At 64.1% G+C, this 20455-nt stretch carries 15 protein-coding genes; 7 read left to right on the top strand and 8 right to left on the bottom strand.

The window, feature by feature from the left end:
* Positions 1 to 80: 80 nt before the first annotated feature.
* The 5 genes from L3N39_RS01975 to polA all read right to left on the bottom strand — a co-directional run bounded on the left by L3N39_RS01975 (position 81) and on the right by polA (position 10369).
* Positions 81 to 848, bottom strand: a complete 768-nt coding sequence (locus L3N39_RS01975; RefSeq protein WP_237255526.1) for a hypothetical protein — start codon at positions 846 to 848, stop codon at positions 81 to 83.
* Between the two features lie 6 nt (positions 849 to 854).
* A complete protein-coding gene (locus tag L3N39_RS01970; protein WP_237255525.1) occupies positions 855 to 4286 on the bottom strand; it encodes a T6SS effector BTH_I2691 family protein in 3432 nt (1143 codons plus the stop codon).
* Between the two features lie 14 nt (positions 4287 to 4300).
* Positions 4301 to 5149, bottom strand: a complete 849-nt coding sequence (locus L3N39_RS01965) for a DUF4123 domain-containing protein (protein ID WP_237255524.1) — start codon at positions 5147 to 5149, stop codon at positions 4301 to 4303.
* Complete coding sequence (locus L3N39_RS01960) at positions 5146 to 7185, bottom strand: type VI secretion system Vgr family protein (RefSeq protein ID WP_237255523.1); 2040 nt, start codon at positions 7183 to 7185, stop codon at positions 5146 to 5148. Before L3N39_RS01960 ends, L3N39_RS01965 begins: the two co-directional genes overlap by 4 nt.
* Before the next feature lie 439 nt (positions 7186 to 7624).
* The gene (gene polA, locus L3N39_RS01955; RefSeq protein WP_237255522.1) at positions 7625 to 10369 is read right to left on the bottom strand and encodes a DNA polymerase I; all 2745 of its coding nucleotides are present in this window, start codon (positions 10367 to 10369) and stop codon (positions 7625 to 7627) included.
* Between the two features lie 75 nt (positions 10370 to 10444).
* Here polA and L3N39_RS01950 point away from each other — a divergent pair, with 75 nt between their 5' ends.
* The 6 genes from L3N39_RS01950 to ppnN all read left to right on the top strand — a co-directional run bounded on the left by L3N39_RS01950 (position 10445) and on the right by ppnN (position 15666).
* Positions 10445 to 10726 (top strand): DUF2782 domain-containing protein, encoded by a 282-nt coding sequence (locus tag L3N39_RS01950; protein WP_237255521.1) that lies wholly within the window; start codon positions 10445 to 10447, stop codon positions 10724 to 10726.
* Positions 10727 to 10753: 27 nt separating this feature from the next.
* Positions 10754 to 11707, top strand: a complete 954-nt coding sequence (locus L3N39_RS01945; protein ID WP_237255520.1) for a homoserine kinase — start codon at positions 10754 to 10756, stop codon at positions 11705 to 11707.
* A gap of 157 nt (positions 11708 to 11864) precedes the next feature.
* On the top strand, positions 11865 to 12491 hold the full coding sequence (locus L3N39_RS01940; RefSeq protein ID WP_237255929.1) for a CDP-alcohol phosphatidyltransferase family protein: 627 nt from the start codon (positions 11865 to 11867) through the stop codon (positions 12489 to 12491).
* Positions 12492 to 12541: 50 nt separating this feature from the next.
* Complete coding sequence (locus L3N39_RS01935; protein ID WP_237255928.1) at positions 12542 to 13162, top strand: lysophospholipid acyltransferase family protein; 621 nt, start codon at positions 12542 to 12544, stop codon at positions 13160 to 13162.
* Between the two features lies 1 nt (position 13163).
* Positions 13164 to 14093: a phosphatidate cytidylyltransferase gene (locus L3N39_RS01930; RefSeq protein WP_237255519.1), complete on the top strand. Its 930-nt coding sequence runs from the start codon at positions 13164 to 13166 to the stop codon at positions 14091 to 14093.
* Positions 14094 to 14292: 199 nt separating this feature from the next.
* Positions 14293 to 15666: a nucleotide 5'-monophosphate nucleosidase PpnN gene (ppnN, locus tag L3N39_RS01925; protein ID WP_237255518.1), complete on the top strand. Its 1374-nt coding sequence runs from the start codon at positions 14293 to 14295 to the stop codon at positions 15664 to 15666.
* Positions 15667 to 15788: 122 nt separating this feature from the next.
* Here the strand turns inward: ppnN and L3N39_RS01920 are convergent, their stop codons facing one another.
* From L3N39_RS01920 to L3N39_RS01910, 3 genes are all read right to left on the bottom strand, one after another.
* Entirely contained in the window at positions 15789 to 16487 is a 699-nt protein-coding gene (locus L3N39_RS01920) for a TSCPD domain-containing protein (RefSeq protein ID WP_237255517.1), read from the bottom strand.
* 68 nt (positions 16488 to 16555) lie between these two features.
* The gene (locus L3N39_RS01915; RefSeq protein ID WP_237255516.1) at positions 16556 to 18706 is read right to left on the bottom strand and encodes an adenosylcobalamin-dependent ribonucleoside-diphosphate reductase; all 2151 of its coding nucleotides are present in this window, start codon (positions 18704 to 18706) and stop codon (positions 16556 to 16558) included.
* Between the two features lie 96 nt (positions 18707 to 18802).
* The gene (locus L3N39_RS01910; RefSeq protein ID WP_237255927.1) at positions 18803 to 19741 is read right to left on the bottom strand and encodes a phospholipase BipL; all 939 of its coding nucleotides are present in this window, start codon (positions 19739 to 19741) and stop codon (positions 18803 to 18805) included.
* 106 nt (positions 19742 to 19847) lie between these two features.
* Here L3N39_RS01910 and L3N39_RS01905 point away from each other — a divergent pair, with 106 nt between their 5' ends.
* On the top strand, positions 19848 to 20417 hold the full coding sequence (locus L3N39_RS01905) for a DUF6436 domain-containing protein (RefSeq protein WP_237255926.1): 570 nt from the start codon (positions 19848 to 19850) through the stop codon (positions 20415 to 20417).
* Positions 20418 to 20455 lie beyond the last annotated feature (38 nt).

Here is a 20455-nt window from a genome sequence, read left to right as displayed (position 1 = left end):
CTTTTGGCGCTTACCCAGATGGAGTATTCGTACCTTTGTAAATTCCGTTCTGCCTCTGCTGCAGTCGCGACTAGAGTACATTAGTAGATGTCAAATGGTTCATTGATCGGTTTCAGATCAGGTCGCTTTCGAGATATTTCTCGTAGAGCGGTTGCTAACTGTTGCTTTTTGCAGAATAAGAACAGAATGCCTTTGTCCATAGTTTGGAGATGTGTGTTGAAGTAATCGAACTGCAGCCCTATGACTGGGCGACCTGTATGGATAGAGATTTTTTTATACCTTTCCCACTCATGGCCACGATGATGATACTCGGCGTGCATTTCTTGGAATTTGCTGGAGTTAGCCAGCCCCAAATAAAGCAGCCCCATACCACCAGGCCCAGCGAGTGCCACCCAAAAGGCCGATGGATCAAGTGCAACAACGAATATAACGGCGATAGAGGCAATAACCGTCAGCCATTTCAAGGCGATCAACCAGCCTTTACCTGGCGCGTTCCACTCGCAGACCTCTATCCCTGTTTCGGTCAGGCGATAAGCGAATTTTGTTTTTTGATGCGTTGTACCATGTAAAGCCAAGAAGAAAAGGAAAAAACCTGGCACCGCAATGAAAGCAGTTTCAGTTAGATTGAAGCCTGCATTTTTATAGAGCAAAAAGTAACTAAAGATTAGAGTTATGCATAATAGGAAGGCAAACATCCCATTGGCAATTTTTGTATTATAAGGCCTCGCCTTTATTTCCCACTCTAGCAACGCATGTTGGTTAGCGTGCTTCCATTGGTGGTGGTCTGGAAGTTCGATGGGTTGGTTCCAGGGGAGACACTGGATAAATCTGTTCAAGGTACTGCTCATAGGCAATCACTCACTCGTATGTGGCACCTGCAAGGGGAGCAGGTGGGTACCTTGTGAAGAGAGAACCATATCTGTACTGGGTTCTTTGCTGAAAGCATCGCTTTTCAGGTCAGCCTCGGAAGACGAGGTACCTATATCCACGCGGAACATATAACCTCGGCCGTTGGCGCTTTCCAGAATCTGCTCCGGATAGCGAACTTCCAGCTCCAGCACGGGAGGACGCTGGTAAGCAATCCAGGTTTGCCAGAGGCGGTGCTGTGTGCCCTCGGGGTAGAGGGTGTCGCCTGGCAGCGGCCCGCTGGGACGATGTGCGGGCGGTTGACCAAATTGGTCAATGGGCGCCCAGTGCCCTTCGAGGAGCTGGTCGTAGAATTTGTCTGCCATGCCTCGCTTCAGGCTATCGGAAAACCAGCCGCTGTCGACCATGGCCGGTTGCAGTTTTACGGTTGTTCCCGCCAGTTCGGACGGTAGCAGGAGCTGTAGCCAGAAACCGGTATAGATGCGTGGACCACGCCCATAGTAAGGCAGGGTGGAGCCGCGAACCGCCAAGCTGGGGCGCAGGCAGATTTCCTTTAGGGTGCGCAGTTCCTCCTTATGATCTTCGTCACTGTGCGTCCAGGTGGGGGATTTACCCCAACTGCTGCGATACAGCCAGAGCCGTAGACCCTCGCGCTTGTATTGATTGGCGATCATGCTGGCGATCAGGTAGATCACGCCAAGTAACGCGATGATGATGGTCACCGGGTTGGACATGACCCAGGCAAAACCGAACCAGAAGCCCAAAGCACTGCCAACTAGTTGGACGCCAGTTACTGACGACATAAATATCAATGCAACCAGTTTTGTGCTTTGAGCATATTTCTCTTCAGGGCTGGTTGCGTTGCCAACATCTTTGGAAACCTGCCAGGCCTCCACCCCCGCAGCGATAGCGCCGAATGCGGCCATGCCTGCAGTACGAAGAGCGAGACTTCGTGCGAGACGTCCATATTGAGTGTTAATGCCCCAAGCTTTTACTCCAACCTGAGCAAGTTGAACGGTCTTTTCGTTCACTACGGCCCTTAGGCTTGCCCATTTGTTCCACGCTGGTACCGTCCAGAGCGCCATCAATGCGTTGGCGGTGTAGGCGGCATTGGCTCCGACCGTGCGCAGCTCATCGTCGCTGAACATGCTGTCATTGCGTGCCTTGTCCAGGCTATTGATGAAGTTCCAGACATTCAGCCCTGCAACCAGTACGGGCAAGCTGCCGCCAAGCTCCTGATTGATCCACTGACGGCTGCGGGCTGCGTAGCCTGTCGCGCTCTTTGCTTTGAGCTGCAACTGCTCGAGCAGCTCTGACTGGCCCAGTGTCGCGAGCCATGCGTTCACTTGGCGGGTTTGTACGTTGCTGATCTTCGTTCCGGTGGCGACGCTGCCGATTACTTCGTTAGGCCTTTGCAGGTTCAGCGTCTCGCGCTTTTGTTCCAGCCCGAGCAACTGTATGCGGGCCGAGCGTTTGTCGGGGCCTTTGCCGGGTAGAGCAAGAGTGCGTTGCAGGCCCTTGATGTACTTCTCGAGCTGGGCAACCTGCATCTGCCATTGACGGTTCTTCTTCGCGAACTCGGAATCCAGAATCAAACGCGTCTGCGTGGAAATTTCCGTAGAGACCAAGACCTGAGTGACGCTGAAGGCAAAGATTCGAATCTTGGGCGCAAATTTCGTGCTCAAGGCAGGGAGCAGAACAAAGGCCATCAGGTTCCAGCTGTCCTTGGCTTTTTGCCCTACTACGCTGCGCAAGGTCTCGAAAGCGCGCTTGCCTGGCTCGGAAAGGCTCTTGTACAGGTTGCTGGCTTGTACGCTCGGCAGGTCGAGTACCGATTTCACCTCGTTGGCTCGGCTGACTTCGCTGGTGGTGTCGGAGAGCCCGCCGTGGGCCTGGCCGCTGCCGTCGGCCTGACGTCCCTGGTTGTCGATGGTGCCGTAGGTGGTGAAATTGGTGGAGATTTTGTCGATCAAGGCGGAAAGCTCGGCGCTGAAATTGAACAGCGCCAGGCCTGCCAGCGTAGTGGGTTCGCCGTACTGCTCGCAGAGCCATTGCTTGCCCGTGTCGCTCGCACCCAATTGCTCGTACAGGTTGGCCATGGTGTCCAGCAGATCGGTCGATTGCTGCGGGTGGCAGCGGTCATAGAAAACCTCTTCTGCTTTCGGGCTGAGGCTTTTCAGCCAGGCGAGCAGGTCGGTTTCGCTGCGTTGGATGTGGGCATTGAGGCGTTCCATTTCATCGGCGCGCTCTTGCAGATAACTCCAGGCCTCATCGAAGCGAACGTCCTCGCGCCAGGTCTTTTTCTGCTGCCATTCTTCTACCAATGCGCGCCATTTAGGCCCCGACGGAGGGTTGCCCCAATTCGTGCGAAATTGCTGTTGAGCCCGCTGCACTTGCAGCGATTTGAGTGTCAGGGTCGCGTCACTGCCTGCGTGATTGAGTAGCTGCGCTTCGCTATCGAGCAGGTTGTGAGCATCCTTGATGAAGGCTTGTTTGCGGCTCGGGTTGGCTAGCACCGACTTGGGAATGAAGGGGTCTAGTTTGACGCCGCAAAGCCCTTGAATGACCGTAGCGCTATTGATCTTGTTGGCGTGGCGTTTGTCTGCTGCTGCCAGTTCCAGCCAGCGGCCCTGCAGATTCATGGCCAGGTCATCGATGATGGCCATGGGATCGTCCAGAGCAACGAAGAGGGCGCTGTCCTGATCGGGTACGCTGCCGAGTATGAGGGCCTGGTCGATTGGCTGCTTGCAGGGGCGGGACGAATCGTCTTTGTTCGCCGCCACCAGGCAACTCTTGAAGGTCGGAGCTTCTCCTCCTGCCAGGATATCGGCGACCGCGCTGCCTATTTCGCGGATAGGCGCGGCATGTGCTGCCTGCATCTGGGTGCAGTATTGCGGCAGGTTCAATGCGCGCATCCAGCGCCTTTGCTCCTGAGGGTTGCTGCGCATTTTTTCGCATAGACGCCAGGTCCACTGCACGGGAGAGTAAGCGATTAGCAGGCGGCTGCGTTTCGGATACAGCAGGTAGGGTTTGCTGTCACCAGGGTTGTTTCGTTCATCCTCGCCCAGTTGCGCACTGCCCCACTTGTGGCGAGTAAATTGGTGGCCCTCAACCTGGTACTCGTGAAGCGTGCGATCCGTTTCATCCCACACGTACAGCCAGCCATCTCGGAGTTGGCGCAGGGTATAGCTGCGCGTCTTGAGCTTCGGTAGATGGCCGGCGTTCCAGCCGTTGGGTAACGGGTTTGGGCCTTGGGCGCTGCCGCGCGCTGGTGACTCGTCTATCGCATAGCGAACGGGGTGGATGGCAATTTCACCCGCTTTCAGCGGGCACTGACCATTCGCAGTAGCCGGCTTGTTTTCAAACGCCTGATTGCGTTTGGCTTGTTGCAGGGTTTTGTCCGAGGTCGTCGCGCTCATGGAAATCCGTTCCTTTAGCCGGCAAGGCAGTCTTCATCCAGGATTTGAATACGCCGATCTGGCGCTAGTGTCTGGGCATCTGGTGTCTTGGCTAACCAAGCCTGGTAGGGGCTATCGGAGCGTGTAGCGAAGTCGTCGCCCCAGCAGGCGCAGCGCTCGAGCCAGATCGCCATGCTCCGCTCGTTGGCCAGTCCCCAGGCCTCGGCGTCAAGTAGGCGTTGTTCCAGCCATTGGCCTCGTTCCTGTTCGCCAAACCCTGAGAGGGTTTGTGGATAATCTGCGATGATCCAGTTGTATAGCCTTTCCTTGAAGCTGCGCCGATAAGCCTGTTCGAGCGCCTGAACCTGGTCATCGGCGAGATGGTTGAACTTGCCCTCCAACCTGGGGCTATTGGGCTGCGAGCGATATGACTGCCATTCGACTGCATGCGAGGGAGCCCAGCTGGGCGGCGGTAGGGATACGAGCCATTCGCTTATGGGACCCAGAAGGCTTTCATAAGCAGATGGGGAATAGCTGCCCAGCCAGTACGAGCTCACCAGCGGATCAGCGAAACGGAAGAGGCTGTAGCTGCCTAAATTGTCCGTAATGGTAATGAACTGGCTCAGGTGATCGGCGACATCGTTCGGCGTTGCCGAACTTTGTAGTTTGCTGGCCTGGCGCTGAAGGTTGAGGCTGCTTCGCCATTCACCCAGCAAGGACGAATGGCTGTCCAGCGCAACCAGAATTGGTCCGAGTTCTTTGACGCCATCCCAGCGGGTGCCGTTGTAGAGAGGAATGACCTCAATAGACTCACCTGCGCCATAAAGCCATTGCATGGCGTCCTGACGAAGCACTCCATCCACGAGCAGGAAGTCGCGGCTCATGCTTCGGCTTCCTGTTTGGCTCTCTCGCAGATTTCGCACCGTGGCGTCGCTCGTAACAGCGCCTGCCGCTGAGCAGGTACCAGCAGCTCGCCCGCCTTATCCGTGTTCGCGGCCTTCACCTCGCCAGGCAATATCGGCGCCGCGCCTGATCCTTTTCCCGGGCTCCCTCCTGAGTTCATCTTGATCAGCGGCCCGACCATCGTGATGCCGCCTGCATCCAGCTTGATAAAGCTGCTCGCGGCCTTAAAGGTCAGTTCGCTGCCCGCTTCAAGGACGACTTTGAGGCCGCTTGAGAGGTGAATTTCGTTGCCGGCTTCGACGAACTGCCCGCTGCCGATCTTCAGGTGCTGGCTGTTGCCGACGGTGAGGTGATCATTGGCGCGGATTTCGGTCTTGCGATCGGCGTGGGTGGTGCGGTGTTCCTCGGCCCTGAACTCGCTGTAGCTGTTGGCTTCCACCGTGTCGTGGCGCTCGTGGCCGACGCGGATCTTCTGGTCGTGCTCGATGTTCTCGTCCCAGTCGCGCTGGGCGTGGATATAAATTTGCTCGGCGCCCAGGCGGTCCTCGATGCGCAGTTCGTTGTAGCCCCCACCGCCCGGGCTGCTCAGGGTCTTGAACAGCGTGCGGGTCTTGTGCGCCGGCAGGTCGTAGGGGACCTGATGTTCCTTGTGGTACAGGCAGCCGGTCACCAGCGGCTGGTCGGGGTCGCCTTCGAGGAAGGTGACCAGCACTTCCATGCCGACCCGCGGGATCGCGAGGCCGCCATAGCGGTCGCCAGCCCAGCTGGAGCTGACGCGCAGCCAGCAGCTGGTCTTGTCGTCGGCCTGGCCGTGACGATCCCAGTGGAACTGGACCTTCACCCGGCCGTATTCGTCGCAGTGGATCTCTTCGCCGGCGGGGCCGGTGACCACGGCGGTCTGGCTGCCGAGCACCCTGGGCTTGGGGTGCTTGAGCGCGGGGCGGAACGGGGCGTCCCAGGGCGTGGCGCTGAAGCGGTTGCGGTAGCCCTGGCCGAAGCCGTCCGGGGGCCGGCGGTCACTGCTGACGGATTCCTCCAAGACCTGCGGCTGCTTGCCCTCGTGGATCACCTCGTCGAGCAGCCAGAGCCGGTTCCATTCGGCGCGCGGATGGTCGTTCAGCTCGAGGAAATGGCCGCTCGCCAGTCGCGGCTGGTCGCTCTGGCCCTCGGCCCGCTGGTAGTCGTGGCGATGGCGCTCCAGCGCGCGCTGGGCCAGGTGCTTGCCGCGGCTGCGGTCGATGAAGCGGCCGGGGTAGTCGTAGTCCTCGAGATCCGGCTGGAACTCGGTCTGGAAGGTCGCTTCCAGGGTCAGCCGCGGCTTCTCGAAGTCGTAATCCCGACGCGTCACGCGGCTGGTGCGAGTCTCCAGCCGCAGGCCGAAGCGCTTGATCACCGGCTGATCGGCGACCAGCCCGGAGTCCTGCTGGTAAGGCACCGGCGCCAGCGTGGGGAACACCGTCTGGTCGTCGCCAAACACCAGTACATGGCCGTCGGCGCTGTGCTGGAAGTGATAGTGGATGCCTTCCTCTTCGCAGAGGCGCTGGATGAAATGCAGGTCGCTCTCGCCGTACTGCACGCAGTACTCGCGTGCGGGATAGACCACCGGGCCGAGCTCGAAGCGATGGCCGACGCCGGCGAGGATGCCGTGCTCCTCCAGCACCCGGGCGACGATCTGCGGCACGCTGAGGTGCTGGAAGATGCGCTGGTTGCTGCGGTGGGCGAGGTAGGCGAGCTGCGGCACCAGGGTCAGCCGATAGCGGGTCAGGCGCCGGCCGGACTCACCCTGGGCGATGCGCTGCACCTGCCCGTGAATGCCGGCCCCATCCGGGGCGAAGGCGAGAAAGGCCGGCTGGTGCAGCAGCGACTCCAAGTCCAGGTCGGGGCGTTCGCTGACCAGCTCGACCTCGAAGGCGAAGGGCGTAGAGAGCGCCTCGCGGCCGTGGAATTCGAGCACCTGCAGGTCGTGCTCGACCGGCAGCCGCAGGCTGAAATGGGTGTGGTTGGCCGGGTTGAACATTCCTTGTCCCTCCGTCAGTCCGTTGAGCGGTAAGCGGCCAGCTTTTTACGGCGGAACAAGTCGGAAGGAGCGTACCGGTCGAGGTTTGTGCGGCTGAAAAAAGCCGTTTCGTGACCGCTCTCGCATGTGCGCCAGCCGTACGCGCGGCTTCCGCCAAAGCTGGCAAGAACCTGCGCAGCAGGACGACCGGCGATGCCCTTGCCCGCCGGCGCTGGCTTTTCTGCAGGCAAAAAAAACCTCGAACTTCATTGGGGGAGGGGGAAGTTCGAGGTCGAATCCGGACCGCTAGGGCGGGGTCCAGAGATCTGCCAACACTTAACACAACAAGGAGCATCGAAGAGCTTTCACACCCTTCGCAAACTCTGACCTGCCGCCGTTGTGCAAAGTTCAACGGCGGCGAAAAAATATCTGCCGACGCCCTGCGCCGGCGGCGCTGCGGTCAGTGCGCCTCGTCCCAGTTGGCGCCGACGCCGGCCTCGACCAGCAGCGGCACGTCCAGCCTGGCCGCCTCGCTCATCAACGGGCAGATGCGCTCGCGCAGCGTCTCGACCTGATCCTCGCGGACCTCCAGCACGAGTTCGTCGTGCACCTGCAGGATGATCCGCGCATCCAGGTTCGAGGCCTGCAGCCAGGCGTCCACGGCAATCATCGCGCGCTTGATGATGTCCGCGGCGGTGCCCTGCATCGGCGCGTTGATCGCGGTGCGCTCGGCTGCCTTGCGCATTGCGCCGTTCTTCGAATGGATCTCCGGCAGGTACAGGCGACGGCCGAACAGCGTCTCGACGAAGCCCTGCTCGGCGGCCTGAGCGCGGGTGCGTTCCATGTAGGCGAGCACACCGGGGTAGCGGGCGAAATAGCGGTCGATGTACTCCTGCGCCTCCTTGCGGCCGACGCCGATCTGCTTGGCCAGGCCGAAAGCGCTCATGCCGTAGATCAGGCCGAAGTTGATCGCCTTGGCGCTGCGCCGCTGGTCGCTGCTGACCTGCTCCAGCGGCACGCCGAACACCTCCGCGGCAGTGGCGCGGTGCACGTCCAGGTTGTTCTGGAAGGCATGCAGCAGCCCGGCATCCTGCGCCAGGTGGGCCATGATGCGCAATTCGATCTGCGAGTAGTCCGCCGCCAGCAGCCGGTAGCCGGGCGCCGCGACGAAGGCCTGGCGAATGCGCCGCCCCTCGGCGGTGCGGATCGGGATGTTCTGCAGGTTCGGGTCGCTCGAGGACAGCCGGCCGGTGGCGGTCACCGCCTGGTGGTAGCTGGTGTGGATGCGCCCGGTGCGCGGGTTGATCTGCTGCGGCAGCTTGTCGGTGTAGGTGCCCTTGAGCTTGCTCAGGCTGCGGTGCTGCATGATCACCTTGGGCAGCGGGTAATCCTGCTCGGCCAGTTCGGCCAGCACGCTCTCGGCGGTGGACGGCTGGCCGCCGGCGGTCTTGGACAGCACCGGGCAGCCGAGCTTGTCGTAGAGAATCGCGCAGAGCTGCTTGGGCGAGCCGAGGTTGAACTCCTCGCCGGCAATCTCGAACGCCTCGCGCTCCAGCTGCACCAGCTTGTCGCCCAGCTCGACGCTCTGCTGGCCGAGCAGCTGTGCATCGACCAGCGCACCGTTGCGCTCGATGCGCGCCAGCACCGGCACCAGCGGCATCTCGATCTCGGTCAGCACCCTGAGCAGCGATGGCGTCTGCTCCAGCTTGCCGAGCAGGGTCTGGTGCAGGCGCAGGGTGACATCGGCGTCCTCGGCGGCATAGGGGCCGGCCTGCTCGATGGCGATCTGGTCGAAGGTCAGCTGCTTGGCGCCCTTGCCGGCAATGTCCTCGAAGCGGATGGTGCCGCGACCGAGGTACTTGAGCGCCAGGCTGTCCATGTCGTGGCGGGTGGCGGTGGCGTCCAGTACGTAGGATTCGAGCATGGTGTCGAAGGTCATGCCGCGCATCTCGATGCCGTAGTGCATCAGCACGTTCATGTCGTATTTGCCGTGCTGGCAGATCTTGGTCTTGGCCGGATCTTCCAGCAGCGGCTTGAGCGCGCCGAGCACGGCATCCAGCTCGAGCTGCTGCGGCACGCCCATGTAGGAATGGCGCAGCGGCACGTAAGCCGCCTGGCCCGGCTCGACGGCGAATGACACGCCGACCAGCTCGGCGCGCTGCGCATCGAGGCTGGTGGTTTCGGTATCGAAGGCAAAGCACTCGGCCGCCTTCAGACGCGCCAGCCAGCGCTCGAAATCGGCCTGCTCCAGCAACGTCTCGTACTGGGCCTCGGCCTGGATCGAACAGCCTTCGGGCTGCACCTCGCAGCTCTCGCCCGCCGCCTTGGCCTCGCGCAGCAGCTCGTCCAGCCATTGCTTGAATTCCAGCTCGCGATACAGCGCGATCAGCGCCTCGCGGTGCGGTTCCCCGGGCATCAGGTCCGCCACCTCGACATCCAGCGGCACGTCGATCTTGATCGTCGCCAGTTCATAGGACATGAACGCCGCCTCGCGGTGTTCCTCCAGCTTGGCAGCCAGCGACTTGGCGCCGCGAATCGGCAGCCCGGCGACCTGATCGAGGTTCTCGTAGAGCCCCTTGAGCCCGCCCGGGATGCCGTTGAGCAGCCCGCACGCCGTCTTCTCGCCCACGCCCGGCACGCCGGGAATGTTGTCGACCTTGTCGCCCATCAGCGCGAGAAAATCGATGATCAGCTCCGGGTCGACCCCAAACTTGGCCTTCACCCCCTCGACGTCGTAGACGCTGCCGGTCATGGTGTTGACCAGCGTGACATGCGGGCAGACCAGCTGCGCCATGTCCTTGTCGCCGGTGGAGATCACCACGTCGCGGCCGAGCGCCGCGCACTGCCGGGCCAGGGTGCCGATCACGTCGTCGGCCTCGACGCCCTCGACGTTCAACAGCGGCAGGCCAAGGGCGCGCACCGCGGCGTGCAGCGGCTCGATCTGCACGCGCAGGTCGTCGGGCATCGGTGGCCGGTGCGACTTGTAGTGCTCGAAGAGTTCGTCGCGAAAGGTCGGCCCCTTGGCATCGAAGACCACCGCGAAGGGGCTGTCCGGATACTGCCTGCGCAGCGCCAGGAGCATGTTCAGCACACCCTTGACGGCGCCGGTCGGCTTGCCGGTGGAGGTGGTCAGCGGCGGCAGCGCATGGAAGGCACGGTAGAGGTAGGACGAACCGTCCACCAGGACGAGGGGCGCTTGGCTCATGAGGCGAATCAACCTTTTCGGCGGGCCCGGGGCTAGAATGCACGGACCATCTGACGACAAAGGGACAAGGTTACCATGCGCGCTTTCAAACACCTGATGCTGGCCGGCCTGCTGGCATGCGTGCCCCTCGCAACGCTCGCCCAGCAGCCGGAAGGCGAGCCGGAAGTGACCATTCGTCAGGAAGGCGACCGCACCGTCGAGGAATACCGCGTCAACGGTTTTCTCTACGCCATCAAGATCACGCCCAAGCACGGCAAGCCCTACTTCCTGGTGCGTGCCGACGGCAACGACGGCAACTTCGTGCGCTCCGACCAGCCGGACATGCTGATCCCCTCGTGGAAGATCTTCAGCTGGTAAGCCGCGCCACGCAGGAGGAACCCCACCATGTCCGTGTTCACCCCGCTGCGCCGTGACGAGCTCGAAGCCTTCCTCGCGCCCTATGGGCTCGGGCGGCTGCAGGATTTCCAGGGCATCGCCTCGGGTACCGAGAACAGCAATTTCTTCGTCAGCCTGGAAGGCGGCGAGTACGTGCTGACCCTGGTCGAGCGTGGTCCGGTGGACGATCTGCCGTTCTTCATCGAGCTGCTCGACGTGCTGCACCGCGCCGGCCTGCCGGTGCCCTACGCGCTGCGCACCTCCGATGGCCAGGCGCTGCGCGAGCTGGCGCAGAAGCCGGCGCTGCTGCAGCCAAGGCTGCCCGGCCGCCACGTGACGCTGCCCAACGCCCATCACTGCGCCGAGGCCGGGCGCTTCCTCGCCCGCCTGCACCTGTCCACGGCCGAACGCGTCCTCGAACGGCCCAGCGACCGCGGGCTGGACTGGATGCAGGAACAGGGCCCGATGCTCGCCCTCGGCCTGCCGGACGAGCAGCTCGAACTGCTGCGCGAGGCGCTGGCCGAGATCGCCGAGCGCCGCCCCAAGCTGCTCGCCCTGCCACGCGCCAACCTGCACGCCGACCTGTTCCGCGACAACGTGCTGTTCGAGGGCAACCACCTCAGCGGCGTGATCGACTTCTACAACGCCTGCTCGGGGCCGATGCTCTACGACCTGGCGATCTGCGTGAACGACTGGTGCTCGCACCCCAACGGTGAAATCGACAACGAACGCAGCGAACCTTTGCTGGCAGCCTACTCAGCCCTGCGCCGATTTACCCCGGCCGAGGCCGAGCTCTGGCAGCCGATGCTGCGCGTAGCCTGCGTGCGCTTCTGGCTGTCGCGGCTGATCGCGGCGCAGCGCCACGACGGCAAGCTGGAGGTGCAGGTGAAGGACCCTGGCGAGTTTTATCGTCTGCTCGCGGCACGCCAGCATCCGAGCAGCGTCTTGCCCTTCGCTTTCTGAGCTACCTGCCGGCTACGCCGCAAAGCGTTCAGCGCCTCGCAAATCTGCCAGCGCAACTTGCGACCGTGCAGGCTTTACCTCAAAGTGCCGGTCGCACGGATGCGCGCCGGCGTGAGCCGAATTGCGCGACGGCCCCATCATCGAAAGGAATCGATGCATGCCCTCCATCTATCAGCTCAAACCCCGCTTCCAGGCGCTACTGCGTCCGCTGGTCAAGCATCTTTTTGCGCGCGGCGTGACGGCCAACCAAGTCACCGCCGCGGCATTGCTAATGTCGCTCGGCATAGCTGCTGTGGTTACGTTGCTGGCCGAGCAGCGCTTGATATTCCTGCTGATCCCGTTGTGGATGCTGCTGCGCATGGCACTGAACGCCATCGACGGCATGCTGGCACGGGAGTTCGGCCAGCAATCGAAGCTCGGCGCCTACCTCAACGAACTCTGCGATGTGGCCGCCGATGCGGCGCTCTATCTGCCGCTCGCGCTGGTGGCCGGCGTCTGGCCTGCTGCCGTGGTCTTGGTGGTGGTGCTAGCAGCACTCACCGAGTACGCCGGGGTGCTCGGGCCGATGGTGGGCGCATCACGTCGTTACGATGGCCCGATGGGCAAGAGCGACAGGGCCTTCGCCTTTGGCGTGCTGGCCACCGGCATCGCCCTGGGCCTGTTGCCAGCCGCCTGGATCAACGGCCTGTTGCTGCTGATCGCCGGGCTGTCGATCCTCACGCTGAGCAACCGGGTCAGACAAGGCCTGGCGGAAACCGCATCGGCGCCCGCCGAAGCGGATTGAGCCGCTCCACCCGCACCACCGACTTTCCGCCCGATACCGAGGAACATCCCATGCTCGGCGCCCTGCTCGCCTTCGCGATCACCTCCGCTGCACGCCTGCTGACCGGCACGCGCAGCCTCTGGATCGGCTGCGCGCCGCTCAACCGGCAACGCATCTACTTCGCCAACCACAGCAGCCACGGCGATTTCGTGCTGCTCTGGGCATCGCTGCCACCTGATCTGCGGCGCAGGACCCGGCCCGTCGCCGGCGCCGATTACTGGCAGAGCAGCGCGCTGCGCCGCTTCGTCATCCATCGCCTGTTCAACGGTGTGCTGGTGGATCGCGAGCGCAGCGGCCCGGAGTCGGATCCGCTGCAACCGATGCTCGACGCCCTGGCCGCTGGCGATTCGCTGATCCTCTTCCCCGAGGGCACGCGCAACCGGGAAGAAGGCCTGCTGCCGTTCAAGAGCGGACTGTATCGCCTGGGCCTGGCGTGCCCGGAGGTGGAGCTGGTGCCGGTATGGATCGCCAACCTCAATCGAGTGATGCCCAAGGGCCGCAGCCTGCCGCTGCCGCTGCTGTGCAGCGTCAGCTTCGGCGCGCCCATGAGCATCGAACAGGACGAGGACAAGGACGCGTTTCTGCAGCGCGCTCGCCTGGCTCTGCTGGAACTGGCCCCGAAGGAGGACTGACATGGATCGCAATACCCTGCTGCTGTTCGCCGGTATCGGCACCCTGCTCGCCATGGCCTCGCTGATCGGCTTTGTCCTCAAGCGCCGCAGCGGCGGCGAGAGCCCGGTGATCGACAACCTCAATGCGCGCATCAAGGCCTGGTGGGTGATGGTCGCGCTGATCGGCATCGCTTTCTGGCTTGGCCACACGGCCGTGGTGATCCTCTTCTACCTGGTGTCGTTCTTCGCCTTGCGCGAATTCATGACGCTGACGCCGACACGCAGCAGCGACTATCCGGCGCTGGTCGCGGCGTTCTATCTGGTGCTGCCGCTGCAGTATCTGCTGGTGGCGGTCGGCTGGTACGGCCTGTTCGCCATCTTCATCCCGGTCTACGTGTTCCTGTTGCTGCCGATCCTGGCGTCGCTGGGTGGCGACACCACGCGCTTTCTCGAACGTGCCTCGAAGGTGCAATGGGGGCTGATGATCGCAGTCTTCTGCGTCTCCCACGTCCCTGCCCTGCTCACCCTGGAGATTGCCGGCTACGAAGGTCGCAACCTGCTGCTGATCGCCTGGCTGATCATCGTCGTGCAGCTCTCCGACGTGTTGCAGTACGTCTGCGGCAAGCTGGCCGGCAAGCGCAAGATCGCCCCGCGCCTGTCGCCATCCAAGACCGTCGAAGGCTTTGTCGGCGGGATCTTCCTGGCGACGCTGATCGGCGCGGCGCTGTTCTGGATCACCCCGTTCGCCTGGTGGCAGGCGGCCCTGATGGCGCTACTGCTGAACCTGCTGGGCTTCTTCGGCGGCCTGGTGATGTCGGCGATCAAGCGCGACCGCGGCGTCAAGGACTGGGGGCACATGATCGAGGGCCACGGCGGCATGCTCGACCGCCTCGATTCGGTCTGCTTTGCCGCGCCGATCTTCTTCCACCTGGTGCGCTACGGCTGGACCTGACCGGCCACGCACTTGCGCTGCGGGCGAACCGCCGATCGCTCCGGGGGTCGAATCTGCCACGGCTCACGCAGTGCCGCCGCGCCGCCTCCGAACGGAGCGTCCACCACCGCTGTGCCACCGCGTTAAGATGGCGGCAGGCAGCCGCCGTTTCGGTGCACCAGCTCCTCGATGGTGTCACCATCGAATTCAGGAATCATCAATGACCCAACGCCATGTCATCAACGCCTCGGTCAACCCCCGCGGCAGCCTGGAAACCCTCTCCCAACGCGAAGTCCAGCAGCTCTCCGAGATCGGCTCCGGCCGCGCCCACGAGCTGTTCCGCCAGTGCGCGCTGGCGATCCTCAACACCGGCACCCGGATCGACAACGCCAAGACCATCCTCGAGGCCTACGCCGACTTCGAGGTGCAGATCCTGCAGCAGGATCGCGGCGTGCGCCTGGAGCTGTTCAACGCACCGGCCGACGCCTTCGTCGACGGCGAGATGATCGCCAGCACCCGCGAGATGCTGTTCAGCGCGCTGCGCGACATCGTCTACACCGAGAGCGAGCTGGGCAGCATGCGCATCGACCTGGAGAGCTCCCAGGGCATCACCGACTACGTCTTCCACCTGCTGCGCAACGCGCGCACCCTGCGCCCGGGCGTCGAGCCGAACATGGTGGTGTGCTGGGGCGGCCACTCGATCAGCACCGAGGAATACAAGTACGCCAAGCGTGTCGGCCACGAGCTGGGGCTGCGCAAGCTGGACGTCTGCACCGGCTGCGGCCCGGGCGTGATGAAGGGGCCGATGAAGGGCGCCACCATCGGCCATGCCAAGCAGCGGCTGGTCGGCAGCCGCTACCTGGGCCTGACCGAACCGGGCATCATCGCCGCCGAGGCGCCGAACCCGATCGTCAACGAACTGGTCATCCTGCCGGACATCGAGAAGCGCCTGGAGGCCTTCGTCCGCGTCGGCCACGGCATCATCATCTTTCCCGGCGGCGTCGGCACCGCGGAGGAATTCCTCTACCTGCTCGGCATCCTGCTGCACCCGGCCAATGCCGAGCTGCCCTTCCCGGTGGTGCTCACCGGCCCGCGCAGCGCCGCGGCCTACCTGCAGCAACTGCACGCCTTCGTCGGCGCCACCCTCGGCGAGCCGGCGCAGAAGCGCTACCAGATCGTCATCGACAACCCCGCCGAGGTCGCCCGGCAAATGGTCGACGGCCTCGCCGCGGTGCGCCGCTTCCGCCGCGAGCGCAACGATGCCTTCCACTTCAACTGGCTGCTGAAGATTGAGGAAGGCTTCCAGCGCCCCTTCGATCCGACCCACGAGGCCATGGCCAACCTGCAGCTGCGCCGCGATGTGCCGCCGCACGAGCTGGCGGCCAACCTGCGCCGGGCGTTCTCCGGCATCGTCGCCGGCAACGTCAAGGACAAGGGCATCCGCCGCATCGAACAGTACGGCCGCTACGAGATCCACGGCGATGCGCAGATCATGCAGCCACTGGACCAACTGCTGCAGGCCTTCGTCGAGCAGCACCGCATGAAGCTGCCCGGCGGCATGCCCTACGAGCCCTGCTACCGCGTGGTGAGCTGAAGCTGCGGCGGGCGCCGGACGCTCGCCACGTTGTTTCCACCGCCCGCCGCCTCAGCGACAGGCAAAGAAAAAGGCCCGGAGCGCAAGCCCCGGGCCTTTTCGTTCTGCCGGCTACCAGGCGCTTAGCCGCACTTGGAATAGCCGCAGTTCAGGCAGGTCGCGCAGCCGTCCATCTGCACCACCGCCTGGGTGTTGCACTTGCCGCACAGCTGCGCGCCGGCGGGAAAGCCGTCGCCCGGCTCCACCGCCACCGCGCCCTGGCTGGCCTCGTAGGCGGCGCGCTTCTCGGCCAGGTACTTGAGCTGGGTTTCGTCCAGCGCCTGGCCCTCGAGCATGCCGATGGCGATCAGGTGGCGCTCCAGCACCGCGCCGATCTCGGCGACGATCGACGGCATGTAGATGCCGCCCTTCTTCAGGTAGCCGCCGCGCGGGTCGAACACCGCCTTGAGCTCTTCGACCAGGAAGGTGCAGTCGCCGCCCTTGCGGAACACCGCGGACATGATCCGGGTGAGCGCGACGATCCACTGGAAGTGGTCCATGTTCTTCGAATTGATGAAGATCTCGAACGGCCGGCGCTGCTCGTGCGGCGTGCCGGCGTTGAGCACGATGTCGTTGATGGTCACGTACAGGGCGTGCTCGAACAGCGGCGACTTGATCTTGTAGGTCATGCCGATGAGGGTTTCCGGGCGCTGCAGGCTCTCGTCCATCTCCACCACGGTGACCTTGGTGGTCTTGCCGTCGGTGGCGGCGGCGGCCGGGCGCTCGAGGGTCTCGTCGACGACCTTGAAGCCCTTGATGCGCTGGGTGATCTTGACGGTCATTGCTATCTCTCTCCAGCCGGGCGGCAGGCGCCCGGCGCATAAACGGTAACGGTCAGGCCGGCACGGCGTCAGTACTTGCCGTAGTAGCCTTCCTTGAGGGCGTCGAACAGGTTGGCGGCGGTATTCACCTCGCCGTCGTACTCCACTTCCTCGTTGCCCCGGAGCTCGACCACGCTGCCGTCCTCGAGCACGAAGCGGTACTTGGTCTTCTCCAGGTCGGCTTCCTTGACCAGCACGCCCTGGAAGGCGGCCGGGTTGAAGCGGAAGGTGGTACAGCCCTTCAGGCCCTGGCGCCAGGCATAGCGGTAGATGTCCTTGAACGCCTCGAACGGGTAGTCGGTCGGCACGTTGGCGGTCTTGGAGATCGACGAGTCCACCCACTTCTGCGCCGCAGCCTGGATGTCGACGTGCTGGGTCGGGGTGATGTCGTCAGCGGTGACGAAGTACTCCGGCAGCTTCTGCCCGGGCTCGCTGGCCCCGGGGGTGGCGTTGGGGTTGATCAGCGTGCGGTAGGCCAGCAGTTCGTAGCTGAACACCTCGACCTTTTCCTTGGCCTTGCGCCCCGGGCGGATCACGTTGCGCGCGTACTGGTGGGCGAAGCTCGGCTCGATGCCGTTGGAGGCGTTGTTGGCCAGGCTCAGGCTGATGGTGCCGGTCGGCGCGATGGAGCTGTGATGGGTGAAGCGCGCGCCCTGCTCGGCCAGCGCCTCGATCAGGTCGGGGGCGAACTCGGCGACCTTCTGCATGTAGCGCGAATATTTGGCGTGCAACACGCGGCCGGGCACCTGGTCGCCGACCTTGTACCCATCCTTGGCCATCTCCGGGCGCTTGCGCAGCATCTCGGCGGTGACCTCGAAGGTCTCGGTCAGCAGCGGCGCCGGGCCCTTTTCCTTCGACAGCTCGAGGGCCTGCTCCCAGCCGACCAGGGCCATCTCGCGCGACACCTCCTCGGTGAACACGCAGGCCTCGGGGCTGCCGTAGCGCAGCTTGAGCAGGGTCAGGGTCGAGCCGAGGCCGAGGAAGCCCATGCCGTGGCGGCGCTTGGTGAGGATCTCGTGGCGCTGCTGCTCGAGCGGCAGGCCGTTGATCTCCACCACGTTGTCCAGCATGCGGGTGAAGATGCGCACCACCTCGCGGTACTTGTCCCAGTCGAAGCGCGCCTCGTTGCCGAACGGGTCGATGACGAACTTGGTCAGGTTGACCGAGCCCAGCAGGCAGGAGCCGTAGGGCGGCAGCGGCTGCTCGCCACAGGGGTTGGTCGCGCGGATCGCCTCGCACCACCAGTTGTTGTTCAGCTGGTTGACGCGGTCGATGAGGATGAAGCCCGGCTCGGCGTAGTCGTAGGTGGAGACCATGATCATGTCCCACAGGTGCCGCGCCTTGGGCCGGCCGTAGACCTTGCAGGCGACCAGGCCGTCGTCGCGCACCAGGTAGCCGTCGTGCACCGGCCATTCGCGCCAAATCACCTGGCTGTCGTCGGCCAGGTCCAGCTCGCCGGCCTCCTTGGCGTGCACCGGGAAGATCAGCGGCCACTCGCCGTCGGCTTCCACGGCCTGCATGAACTCGTCGGTGATCAGCAGGCTCAGGTTGAACTGGCGCAGGCGGCCGTCCTCGCGCTTGGCGCGGATGAACTCGCGCACGTCCGGGTGGCAGACGTCGAAGGTACCCATCTGCGCGCCGCGGCGGCCACCGGCCGAGCTCACGGTGAAGCACATCTTGTCGAAGATATCCATGAACGACAGCGGGCCGCTGGTGTGCGCACCGGCACCGGAGACGAACGAGCCGCGCGGGCGCAGGGTGCTGAACTCGTAGCCGATGCCGCAGCCGGCCTTGAGCGTCAGCCCGGCCTCGTGGACCTTGCCGAGGATGTCGTCCATCGAGTCGGTGATGGTCCCCGACACGGTGCAGTTGATGGTCGAGGTCGCCGGCTTGTAGTCCTGCGCGCCGGCATTGGAGATGATCCGCCCGGCGGGAATGGCGCCGTGGCGCAATGCCCAGAGGAAGCGCTCGTACCAGTGTTCGCGCTGCTCGGCCGGCTCGACGTCGGCCAGGGCGCGGGCGACGCGCTGCCAGGTGGCGTCGACGCTGTCGTCGATCGGCGTGCCGTCCTTGCTGGTCAGGCGGTATTTCTGCGTCCAGATGTCCTCGGAGGCCGGCTGCAGGGCGATGCCGGCGGTGGTTTTACTGTCTGCCGCGATGGTCCCGTCCGTCTTCGCCATGGGCTAAGCATCCTCGTGCCGATGAGAGAAAAAATAAGCGAGCAATTTAGGCGAATTCGCTCATGCATGCATCTGCTGAGATCAAGTAAGCGACGGCTACCGCAACCGTTCGCGCAGGAAGTGGAAGTAGCGGCGGCGCAGCGCCTCCGACTCGTTGACCAGGTGGTGCCTGGCCTCGGGCAAGAGGAGGATCTGCGGTTCGGCGAACTTGGCCTGCAGGATCGGCAGGTTGTGCTGCCAGTCCACCGTCATGTCCGCCTCGCCCTGGACGATGATCGGGCTGCGCTCGCTGCGCTCGGCGCCCTCGATGCGCGGGATCCAGCGGGCCAGCGCACCGACCCAGCTGGTCGGCAGGGTGGTCGCCTGCAGCGGGTCCTGGCTCTGCACGAAGTCGAGGAACTGCGCGTCGCCGGAGTTCTCGGTGAAGGTGCGGCGGATCTCGCGGACGAACGGCCGCAGCAGTTCGTAGCTCAGTCGCGAGCGCAGCCAGGCGCGCGGGCGCACCAGCGGCGCGAGCAGGATGGTCTCGCCGAGTTCGTCCGGCGCCGGCTGGTGCAGCAGGTGGTCGAGGACAATGGCGCCGCCGGTGCTCTGCCCGAGCAGGTGCCAGGGCCGCGGCAGGTCCAGCCGGCGCGCCTGCTCGAAGAGGCCGAACAGCACTGCCTGGTACTCGTCGAACTCGTTGATCGCCGCCGGCGGCCCGCTGGACAGGCCATGCCCCGGCAGGTCGCAGGCCAGCACCGCGAAGCCCATCTCCAGGCCCCAGCGCACCGCATGGCCGTAGAGCCCCATGTGATCGTAGTAGCCGTGCAGTAGCAGCAGCGTGGCGTGCGGCTCGCGCGGCCACCAGGCCTGGGCGACGATGTCGTAGCCGTGCACGCGAAAACGCCCGAGGCGACTGTGGATCTCACCGGGCCGCGTCAGGTCGAGGCCGTAGTAGTGCTGGTAATGGCGCGCCTCGGCGGACAGCTCGCCGGCTTCGCTGAGGTCATGCAGCTGCTCGCGCAACTGCTCGGGTTGGATCGGCATGGGCAGGAACTTGCGGATGGATGGAGGCATGGACAACGGCCGCGTGCCCGGATATTCCGCTGTCGGCGCCTGGCATGGCAAGCTGGCGCACCTTCCGCCGAGCACCATCGCCATGGCCAAGCGTCACAAGTACCTTCTCGCCGCGCTGATCGCGCTCGCCTGGGCCGGCGCCATGCTGGCCGCCTACTGGTGGTTCGAGGCGCGCTACCTGCGCACCTTCGAGGGCGAGCGCGCCGAGCTGTTCTCCGGCGACGCGCTGCGCCTGCCGGCGGCCCTGGCCGGCCCCGGGCCGGTGCGCTTCGTGCACTTCTGGGACCCGGGTTGCCCGTGCAATGTCGGCAACCAGCAGCACCTGCAGCAACTGCTGGAGCGCTTCGCCGGCCAGCCGGTGGCGTTCTACGAGGTGCGCAAGCCGGGCAGCCACGGCCGCCTGCCTGGGCCGCTGGCCGCGCTCAAGCCGCTCGAGGGCCTGGCCGGCGCCGAGCAGCTGCCGGCCAGCCCTGCGGTCGGCATCTGGGACCAGCAGGGTGAACTGGCTTACATCGGCCCCTACAGCGAGGGCGCGGTGTGCAGCTCGGACAACAGCTTCGTCGAGCCCATCCTCGAGGCGATCCTCGCCGGGCGCCCGGTACGCGCCACCCATTCGCTGGCGGTGGCCTGTTTCTGCGACTGGCAGCGCTGAGGGAAACGAACAGGGGCGCCGTGCGGCGCCCCTGTTCG

The sequence above is a fragment of the Pseudomonas oligotrophica genome (genome assembly GCF_021726475.1).
In the GTDB taxonomy this organism is placed as follows: Bacteria; Pseudomonadota; Gammaproteobacteria; order Pseudomonadales; family Pseudomonadaceae; genus Stutzerimonas; species Stutzerimonas oligotrophica.
This window is presented reverse-complemented; position numbering and strand designations above follow the sequence as displayed.